This is a genomic window from Streptomyces poriticola (assembly GCF_036689765.1).
In the GTDB taxonomy this organism is placed as follows: domain Bacteria; phylum Actinomycetota; class Actinomycetes; order Streptomycetales; family Streptomycetaceae; genus Streptomyces; species Streptomyces poriticola.
The window spans coordinates 1-389 of record NZ_JBAGKH010000112.1 but is presented as its reverse complement, the minus strand read 5'-3'; the positions used below and the strand labels follow the sequence as shown (position 1 = coordinate 389).

Annotated in this window: 1 protein-coding gene; it reads right to left on the bottom strand. The window is 73.8% G+C overall.

Features of this window, described 5'->3' with window-relative positions; translation table 11 throughout:
* Positions 1-389, bottom strand: a 389-nt coding sequence (locus tag V5O46_RS31680) for a ketoacyl-synthetase C-terminal extension domain-containing protein (protein ID WP_332888185.1), incomplete at both ends; no start/stop codon positions are given.

Sequence of the window (389 nt, the reverse complement as noted above, 5' to 3'; positions counted from 1 at the left end):
CGGTGGTCAGGCTGAGGCCGATGTCGGCCGGACGCGCCTCCGGGTGCTCCGTGACGAACGCGCGCAGCCGCTCGATCTGCGCCCGCAACGCGGTCTCGGACCGTGCCGACAGCAGCCACGGCACGGCGGGCAGACCGGCCGCAGCGGCGGGCCCCGGCTCCTCGGAGGCCTCTTCCAGCACCACATGCGCGTTGGTGCCCGACACGCCGAACGAGGACACACCCGCCCGACGCGGCCGGCCCGAACGCACCCACTCCCGGGCATCGGTCAGCAGCTCCACCGCACCCGAGGCCCAGTCGACCTCAGGGGACGGCTCGTCCACGTGGAGCGTGCGCGGCAGCGTCCCATGCCGCATCGCCTCCACCATCTTGATCACACCGGCCACACCC